Source organism: Curvibacter soli (assembly GCF_029211125.1).
GTDB classification, from domain to species: Bacteria; Pseudomonadota; Gammaproteobacteria; order Burkholderiales; family Burkholderiaceae_C; genus Curvibacter_A; species Curvibacter_A soli.
The window spans coordinates 1-928 of record NZ_JARGEN010000070.1 but is presented as its reverse complement, the minus strand read 5'-3'; the positions used below and the strand labels follow the sequence as shown (position 1 = coordinate 928).

Genomic DNA, 928 nt, shown 5'->3' with positions numbered 1-928 from the left:
TCGCCAGGCTCATTGCTCAGTGGAATCACGAGCCCGGCTCCAGGCTCATACCTCGTTGGACAAGACTCAGGGTTGCATGCTGTTGTGGTATACCTTTTACTTGCCCGTCGTATGTTCTTTGACGCGGGGCCTTGGAAGCACAAGATGGATTTCAACCGCATACGCGTGTCGCGCAAGATCTGGGGGGCCATCGTGCTGCTGCTGGCGGCCATGCTGGTTATCACCTGGTTCACGTTGTGGCGTGCGGTAGCCACGCAGCAGGCCGCCTCGCAAGCAGTGCGCGGCCAGTACGCCACCATCGTCCGCATCGCCGAATGGAAGGCGCTCGTGAGCGCCAGCGTCACGCGCACCGTGGCCGCAGCGTCCAGTGCCGACCGCGAGGTCGAGAAAATCCTGAAGGCCGACCAGGAGCGCGCCGCCGCGCAGCTCGGCCTGCTGTACGCGCAGGTACAGCAGGCCGCCGTGCGTGCCGACGACAAGGCGCAACTGCAGAAAATCGATGGCCTCTACAAGGTGCTGGAGGCCAAGACGAAGGACGTGCGCGAAGCGCAGGAAGACGGCGACGGCTCCGTCGTGCAGGGCCGCGTGCACGGCCATATGCTGCCGGCGGCCAAGGCGTATCTCGGCGCCATCGACGACTATGTCCTATTGCAGCAGGCGCACGCGGATGAAACGCGGGCGCAGGCGGTGTCGGCCAGCCGCAGCATCGCGGTGATCGGCACGGTCGGCGCCGTCCTGGTGGTGGCGCTCGGCATGTTCGTGGCCTCGACACTGGTGCGCACGATCCGCCAGCCGCTGCGGGAATCGGTGGCGCTGGCCGAGGCGATAGCGCAGGGCGACCTGACCCAGCGCATAGACGCAACGCGCGGGGACGAATTCGGCGAACTCATGCGCTCGCTGCAGAACATGAACGCCTTCCTGGAGCGCA

The 928-nt window shown here is 65.6% G+C and carries 1 protein-coding gene; it reads left to right on the top strand.

Going from position 1 to position 928, the window contains the following annotated elements; all coding sequences use genetic code 11:
- Positions 1-144: 144 nt before the first annotated feature.
- The coding region (locus PY257_RS14280) for an MCP four helix bundle domain-containing protein (RefSeq protein WP_275742995.1) at positions 145-928 on the top strand (784 nt) is incomplete at its 3' end.